We start from the raw sequence: 7,346 nt of genomic DNA on the forward strand, positions 1-7,346 counted from the left end.
CCTGCCGCAGGTCCCGGTCCGTGCCGCCGCGCGACGCCCGGCGGGCCCGCCCGCCGCAGCCGTCGCACCCGCCGCACGGGTACCGGGCCCCGGGGTCCCGCACCGGCGCCCGCGGAAGCCGCGCGCGGGTGAGAGGCTGGAGAGGAGACGGTGAGTTTCGCCGTGCCACCGGCCCCGGCCCGCCCGGCGGCGTTATTGTCGGGCGGGGGCCGGACCGGGGCTGACGGGGAAGCACGGCCGCGACGACCGCAGTTGTGACGAGGAGGCCATGCCGAGCAGGATGACCCAGGGAGTCCGCCGGCCGTGGCCTTCTCGCATGCGCACGAGGAGAAACCCATGAATCACGGTGCCACCGCCGCCACGACAGCCGGCGAACCGGTCCGTCCCCGGCGCTTTCTGCTGAAGCTCTCGGGCGAGGCGTTCGCCGGCAACGGCGGGCTCGGGGTCGATCCGGACGTCGTCCACTCCATGGCCCGGGAGATCGGCGCCGTGGTACGGGACGGCGCCCAGATCGCCGTGGTGATCGGCGGCGGCAACTTCTTCCGCGGCGCCGAACTCCAGCAGCGCGGCATGGACCGGGCCCGCTCCGACTACATGGGCATGCTCGGCACGGTGATGAACTGCCTGGCGCTCCAGGACTTCCTGGAGAAGGAGGGCATCCCCAGCCGGGTGCAGACCGCCATCACCATGGGCCAGGTCGCCGAGCCGTACATCCCGCTGCGCGCCGTGCGCCACCTGGAGAAGGGCCGCGTGGTCATCTTCGGCGCCGGCATGGGAATGCCGTACTTCTCCACCGACACCACCGCCGCCCAGCGGGCGCTGGAGATCCACGCCGAGGCACTGCTGATGGGCAAGAACGGCGTGGACGGGGTCTACGACTCGGACCCGCGGAAGAACCCGGACGCGGTCCGCTACGACGCCCTCGACTACAGCGAGGTCATCACCCGCGACCTCAAGGTCGCCGACTCCACGGCGATCACCCTGTGCCGGGACAACAGTCTCCCGATCCTCGTGTTCGAGCTGCTCGCCGAGGGCAATATCGCCCGCGCGGTCAATGGTGAGAAGATCGGCACACTCGTGAACAGCCAGGGCCGGCGGGCCTGAGGCCCGGCCGCCGCCGTCTTTCCGTCCCACCGACCGGAAACCCGAAGCACCCAGGAGCACATGGTGATCGAAGAAGCTCTCCTCGAGGCCGAGGAGAAGATGGAGAAGGCCGTCGTGGTCGTCAAGGAGGACCTCGCCGCCATCCGTACCGGGCGTGCGCACCCGGCGATGTTCAACAAGATCATGGCCGAGTACTACGGCACCATGACGCCGATCAACCAGCTGGCGTCCTTCTCGGTGCCGGAGGCCCGGATGGCCGTGGTGACGCCCTTCGACAAGAGCGCGCTGCGCAACATCGAACAGGCCATCCGCGATTCGGATCTCGGCGTCAACCCGACCAATGACGGCCACATCATCCGGGTGACCTTCCCCGAGCTGACCGAGGAGCGGCGCCGGGAGTACATCAAGGTGGCCCGGTCCAAGGGCGAGGACGCCAAGATCTCCATCCGGGGTGTGCGGCGCAAGGCCAAGGACCAGATCGACAAGGCGGTCAAGGACGGCGAGGTCGGCGAGGACGAGGGCCGGCGCGCCGAGAAGGAGCTGGACGACACCACCGCCAAGTTCGTCGCCCAGGTCGACGAGCTGCTGAAGCACAAGGAAGCCGAACTGCTCGAGGTCTGAGCGGGGACGCCCGCCGGCGTGCCGACCGAACCGGAAATGGAACAGGTGTGTTGAACGAGTCAGCCGAGGGCCGCAGGGCGGGCGAACCGGCCTCCCGATCATCGGCGGGTCCCCCCCGATATCCACGGCAACCGGCGCAGACTCGGCATGTGTCCAATGGGTCCGAGATGTCCGGCCCGCCGGAGGGAGGCGGCGACGGCGCCGCGGGCGGCGGGAGCGGTCCGGACGGCCGGCCGCCGGAGCAGCCGCGCAAGAAGTCGGCGGGACGCGATCTGCGGGCCGCGGTGGGCGTGGGCCTGGCCCTGGGCGCCCTGGTCGTGCTCGCGCTCTTCGTCCACAAGCCCGCCTTCACCGGGGTGATAGCGCTCGCCGTGGTGATCGGCCTGTGGGAGCTGTCCGCCCGCCTCACCGAGCGCAAGGACATCCGGGTGCCGCTGGTGCCGCTGGCGGTGGGCGGCGCCGCCATGGTGGTGGCCGGCTACCTGCAAGGGGCGGCGGGCGCCTGGGCCGGGCTGGCCCTCACCGGCCTGGCGGTCCTGGTCTGGCGGATGGCCCGGCCGCCCGCCGGTTATCTGCGCGATGTGACCGCCGGTGTCTTCGCCGCCTTCTACGTCCCCTTCCTGGCGACCTTCGTGGCCCTGATGCTGGCCGCGGACGACGGCTCCTGGCGGGTGCTCACCTTCCTCGTCCTGACCATCGTCAGTGACACCGGCGCCTACGCGGTGGGCTGGCGCTTCGGGCGGCGCAAACTGGCACCCCGGATCAGCCCCGGCAAGACCCGTGAGGGGCTGGCCGGAGCGGTGGTCTTCGCCATGCTGGCCGGCGCGTTGTGCCTGCACTTCCTGATCGACGACGCGGTGTGGTGGCAGGGCCTGCTGATGGGCCTGGCGGTGGCGGTCAGCGCCACTCTGGGAGACCTGGGCGAGTCCATGATCAAACGTGATCTGGGCATCAAGGACATGGGCACCCTGCTGCCGGGCCACGGCGGCATCATGGACCGGCTGGACTCCCTGCTGCCCACCGCCCCGGTCTGCTGGGCTCTCTTCCTGCTCTTCGTCGGCTCTCACTGATCGTTTTCCCCCGGCCGCGCGGTGAACCGCGGTGATAGAACGGCATGCGACCGAGTCGTCGGCGATGCGCCGAGCATGTGACGGGGGAACGATGAACCAGGCCACGCCATTCGGGATGCCCGGCTCCGGGGACGGCCGGCCGCCGCGGCCGGGGCAGCCCGGCTCGCCGGCGGGGGCAGGGGGATGGCCGCCCGCGCCGGCGGGCGGTCCCCAGGGACCACCGCACGGGCAGGGGTTCCCGGCCCAGGCGCACCCGGGCCACTCCGGTCAGCCCGGTCAGCCCGGTCAGCCGGGACCGTATCCGTATCCGCAGCCGCAGCCGTATCCGCATGCGCACCGGCCCGGGGGTCCGGCGCCTGGCAGGAGCGGCGGGCGTGCGGCGGCCGTCGCCGTGGTCACCGTGCTGTTCCTGCTGTCGGCCGGATTCGGCGGCTGGTGGTTCCTGTTCCGGGACGGCGGCGGGGGAGTGGAGTCGCTGACCACGTACCAGGAGTGGGCCGCGGCCGCCGGGGAGCTCGGCACGGCCGAGCCCGTGGTGCAGGTCGTCCAGCCGGACGCCCCCGAAGGGGCGCACGAGGTGAGCACCCAGGGGCACTGGTTCACCGACACCCATTTCGTCCGCCGCACCCTCGGCGGGGTGACCGCGTACGACCTGTCCACCGGCGAGGCGTCCTGGGAGTACCGGCTCCCGGGCAGTCCGCTGAGCAGCTGCCCGGCCTCGCTGGAGCAGGCCGGCGGCCGGGTGGTGCTGCTCAGCGGGGAACCGGACGAGAACGGCGGCTCCAGCGTGTGCCGCACCGTGACCCTGCTGGACATCGGCACCGGGGAGCAGGTGTGGAGCGTCGACGTCCCCGGCCTGGCCCACCACGAGGACGTCTTCCCGGGATCGCACGACATCCCGGTGATCTTCGGGGACCGGGTGATGGTCAGCTCCGCGGCGGGCGGGCACATCCTGTCCCTGGAGACCGGCGAGCCGGTCATCGAGGGGGAGCCGGTCCGGGAGTGCTTCGCCTACCGGTACGCGGTCTTCGGCGACACCCTGCTCCAGCGGCTCACCTGCGGCCAGAGCGGCGGCGGCGGCCTGGGCAAGGGCGGTGCGCTGGTCGCCTGGGGCCAGAACGACGAGGAGCTCTGGTCCTGGCCGCTGCCGGCCGACGAGGCCCGCGTCGACGGGGTGATCTCGCTGGAGCCGCTGGTGGCGGAGATCACGGTCGGCAACCGGTCCCAGGTCTGGCACATCGATCCGGCCACCGGGGAGCACACGGTGGTGCTGGCGGACTACGACGAGACCCGCGGATTCCCCTGCGTGCCGGGCGGGCTGCGGAACTGCCCGCGCGCGCTGGTCGCGGACGGCCTGCTGGTCATGCAGGCCGAGCTGCCGCACATCAACCCCGGCGATTCCGGGCACGAGGGCGGCCACGGCCATCCCAACTACCAGAACCAGCTGGTGGCCCTGGACCTGGCCGACGGCAGCGAGGTGTGGCGCACCGAGCGGGTGCAGAACCGCAAGCTGGGCCTGGTGACCGTCGACGACGGCCGGATCATCGCCTACCAGGAGCCGAAGCGGATCGGGACCAAGGGCGACGGCGTGCCGGCCATGGTCGTCGCGGTGGACCCGTCCTCGGGCGCGGTCACCCCGGTGATGGCGATGGGGCCGGAGACCTACCGGCCGCCGCTGCAGGCCCTGAGCGAGCACAGCTACTTCGGGAAGGTCACCAATACCCGTCCGGCCTGGGACAACGGCCGTTTCGCCATGATGCAGACCTCGCTGATGCGGCAGAACGACGGGGTCCTGGAGACCCTGGTGTTCACCCGGCCCTGAGCCGCCGGCACCGGACCGCCGCCGCGCCCGGCGGCGGGACCGGGCACCGGCCGGGGTCTGCGACACTGGAACGGTTATGCCCAAGCCCGGAGAACTCATCTTTGCCGCGCCGCGTGGTGCCGCCATGCCGCCGCGCCACCTCGCCGACCTCACCCCCGCCGAGCGCCGGGAGGCCGTCGCCGGACTGGGCGAGAAGCCGTTCCGTGCCCGTCAGCTCTCCCAGCACTACTTCGCCCGCCTCACCGACGACCCGGCGCAGTGGACGGACATCCCGGCCGCGGCCCGGCAGCGGCTGGCGGACGAACTGCTGCCCTCGCTGATGACCGAGGTGCGCCACCTCGCCTGCGACGACGGCGCCACCCGCAAGACCCTGTGGAGGCTGCACGACGGCACCCTGGTGGAGTCGGTGCTGATGCGCTACCCGGACCGGGTCACCATGTGCATCTCCTCGCAGGCCGGCTGCGGCATGAACTGCCCGTTCTGCGCCACCGGCCAGGCCGGCCTGGACCGCAACCTGTCCACGGCCGAGATCGTGCACCAGATCGTGGCCGGCATGCGCGCGCTGCGCGACGGCGAGATCCCCGGCGGCCCGGCCCGGCTGTCCAACATCGTCTTCATGGGCATGGGGGAGCCGCTGGCCAACTACAGGCGGGTGCTGGGCGCGATCCGCCGGCTGACCGATCCGGCGCCGGACGGTCTGGGGCTGTCGCAGCGCGGCATCACCGTCTCCACGGTGGGGCTGGTGCCGGCGATCCGGAAGCTCACCGACGAAGGGCTGAAGTGCCGGCTGGCGGTCTCGCTGCACGCCCCGGACGACGAACTGCGCGACACCCTGGTGCCGGTGAACACCCGCTGGAAGGTGCGCGAGGTGCTGGACGCGGCCTGGGACTACGCGGAGACCTCCGGCCGGCGGGTCTCGGTGGAGTACGCGCTGATCCGGGACATCAACGACCAGGCGTGGCGGGCCGATCTGCTGGGCCGGCTGCTCAAGGGGCGCCGGGCGCACGTGAATCTGATCCCGCTGAACCCGACGCCCGGCTCCCGGTGGACCGCCTCCCGGCCACAGGACGAGCGGGCCTTCGTGGCCGCGCTGGAGGTGCACGGCGTGCCGGTGACCGTCCGCGACACCCGGGGCCAGGAGATCGACGGCGCGTGCGGGCAGCTCGCCGCGACGGAGCGCTGACGGCGGGGACGCGCCGCTCGCCGCCCCTGGGGCGTCGCCGTCCGGGCGGAGCGGGCGACCGGCGGGCGGCAGCGGGACCGGGTGCGTGGCCGCGCAGGGCGTGGGCTATGGTGGCGGTCGAACACGTGCGTTCGGTACACGCACATCCGGCAGGGGAGCGCGCGCAGCGCTGAGAGTGCGGCGGACACGGCCGCAGACCCTTCGAACCTCGCCCGATACGGTCCGGCCGGCGGGTAGGGAGCTCGGACCCTCTCATGCTGCTCGCGGTGCCGCTCCCCGCAGATCCACGAAAGCGGCACGATGAAGCGCACGGCCACCCCCGTTCTCGCGGCGGCGACGGCACTCGGTCTCGCGGTGCTCGCCGGCTGCGGCGGCTCCGGCGACTCCGGCACGGAAGGCTCCGGCTCCTCCGGCTCCGGTGCCTCCGAGCCGCCGCCCACCACGGTCACCCTGGTCACCCACGACTCCTTCGCCGTCTCGGACGAGGTGCTCGGGCAGTTCACCGCCGACACCGGCTTCGAGGTGGAGATCCTGCGCGGCGGCGACGCCGGGGTGATGGTCAACCAGGCGGTGCTGACGGCCGGCAACCCGCAGGGCGACGTGCTGTTCGGCGTGGACAACACGCTGCTCTCCCGGGCGCTGGAGGGCAAGGTGTTCCAGCCCCACGAGGCCGCCGGACTGGACCGGGTCCCCGAGGAGCTGCGCCCGGCCGGGGAAGCCGGCGGTGAGGGCACGGTGATCCCGGTGGACACCGGCGACATCTGCGTCAACTACGACCGCGCCTGGTTCGACGAGCAGGGCGTGGAGCCGCCGCGGACGCTGGACGACCTGACCGCGCCGGAGTACCGGGACCTGCTGGTGGTGGAGAATCCGGCCACCTCCTCGCCCGGTCTCGGCTTCCTGCTGGGCACCGTCGCCGCCTACGGCGAGGAGGGCTGGCAGGACTACTGGCAGCGGCTCGCCGGCAACGGCGTCGAGGTGGTGGACGGCTGGGAGCAGGCGTACTACGACCGCTTCTCCGGCTCCGGCGGCGGCAGCGGGGGCGGCGACCGCCCGCTGGTGGTCAGCTACGCCACCAGCCCGCCCGCCGAGGTGGTCTACGGCTCCGACCCCGAGCCCGGCCAGGCCCCCACCGGCGTCTCCACCGGCACCTGCTTCCGCCAGGTCGAGTACGCCGGTCTGCTGGACGGCGCGGCCAACCCGGAGGGCGGCAGGGCGCTGCTGGACTTCCTGCTGGGCGAGGAGTTCCAGGCCGATGTGCCGCTCCAGATGTTCGTGCACCCGGTGCGCGAGGGCGTGCCGCTGCCGGAGGTCTTCACCGCCTACGGGGTGGAGATCGCCGACCCGTACACCATGGACCCGCAGGCCATCACCGACGGCCGGGAGCGGTGGGTGACCGAGTGGACCGACCTGGTCCTGCGGTGACCGGGTGAGCATGCGCCCGGCGCGTACGCCCGGCATGCCGAGCACACTGCCGGGGAGCCCGCCCGCCGGTCCGCCGCCGGCCGGCACCTCCCCGGCACGGGCGCCGGGCCCGCCGCTGCGG

General features: G+C 72.8%; 6 protein-coding genes. All 6 read left to right on the top strand.

What is annotated here, in order from left to right:
- The first annotated feature begins 336 nt into the window (after window positions 1-336).
- The 6 genes from pyrH (at window position 337) to GQS09_RS25715 (ending at window position 7,225) form a co-directional block, all read left to right on the top strand.
- Window positions 337-1,104 carry a UMP kinase gene (gene pyrH / locus GQS09_RS25690; RefSeq protein ID WP_165989939.1) on the top strand — a complete coding sequence of 256 codons (768 nt, stop codon included), beginning with the start codon at window positions 337-339 and terminating at the stop codon, window positions 1,102-1,104.
- Between the two features lie 63 nt (window positions 1,105-1,167).
- Window positions 1,168-1,725, top strand: a complete 558-nt coding sequence (frr, locus tag GQS09_RS25695; protein WP_165989943.1) for a ribosome recycling factor — start codon at window positions 1,168-1,170, stop codon at window positions 1,723-1,725.
- A gap of 50 nt (window positions 1,726-1,775) precedes the next feature.
- Window positions 1,776-2,795 (top strand): phosphatidate cytidylyltransferase, encoded by a 1,020-nt coding sequence (locus GQS09_RS25700; protein WP_243761787.1) that lies wholly within the window; start codon window positions 1,776-1,778, stop codon window positions 2,793-2,795.
- Between the two features lie 391 nt (window positions 2,796-3,186).
- Entirely contained in the window at window positions 3,187-4,617 is a 1,431-nt protein-coding gene (locus tag GQS09_RS25705; protein WP_165989940.1) for a PQQ-binding-like beta-propeller repeat protein, read from the top strand.
- A gap of 76 nt (window positions 4,618-4,693) precedes the next feature.
- A complete protein-coding gene (gene rlmN, locus GQS09_RS25710) occupies window positions 4,694-5,800 on the top strand; it encodes a 23S rRNA (adenine(2503)-C(2))-methyltransferase RlmN (protein ID WP_165989941.1) in 1,107 nt (368 codons plus the stop codon).
- A gap of 300 nt (window positions 5,801-6,100) precedes the next feature.
- Complete coding sequence (locus tag GQS09_RS25715; protein WP_165989942.1) at window positions 6,101-7,225, top strand: thiamine ABC transporter substrate binding subunit; 1,125 nt, start codon at window positions 6,101-6,103, stop codon at window positions 7,223-7,225.
- Window positions 7,226-7,346 lie beyond the last annotated feature (121 nt).

Source organism: Streptomyces sp. YIM 98790, from assembly GCF_011421595.1.
Classification (GTDB): domain Bacteria; phylum Actinomycetota; class Actinomycetes; order Streptomycetales; family Streptomycetaceae; genus Streptomyces.

Bases quoted from the DNA above. Each gene is read 5' to 3' on its own strand.
- pyrH (WP_165989939.1), top strand. From the start codon at position 337: ATGAATCACGGTGCCACCGCCGCCACGACAGCCGGCGAACCGGTCCGT.
- rlmN (WP_165989941.1), top strand. From the start codon at position 4,694: ATGCCCAAGCCCGGAGAACTCATCTTTGCCGCGCCGCGTGGTGCCGCC.
- GQS09_RS25715 (WP_165989942.1), top strand. From the start codon at position 6,101: ATGAAGCGCACGGCCACCCCCGTTCTCGCGGCGGCGACGGCACTCGGT.